1 pseudogene is annotated in these 221 nt (G+C 50.2%); it reads right to left on the minus strand.

Features of this window, described 5'->3' with window-relative positions:
* A pseudogene (locus tag N8M95_RS09285) lies at positions 1–221 on the minus strand (TNT domain-containing protein); the annotation flags it as partial.

Consider the following 221-nt stretch of genomic DNA (forward strand, 5'->3'; position numbering starts at 1 on the left):
TCTTCCTCACTTCCACCTAGGAGCTTAGTCCCATGATAGGCAACCTGACCCGCTGTATAGGCGCCTGCTTCCCCTATCGCAAACTGGGTCAAGCCCTTGACAACGCTCTGAGTCTGCCCTATGGGAATCATGATGGCACTCGCTGTCACAAAGACATTCCCAACATCATGATACAGCTTGTCATTCCCCATGAAAAGCGTATCTCGGATGAGATTATAGGA

It is taken from the genome of Streptococcus mitis, from assembly GCF_946190325.1.
GTDB classification, from domain to species: Bacteria; Bacillota; Bacilli; order Lactobacillales; family Streptococcaceae; genus Streptococcus; species Streptococcus mitis_CF.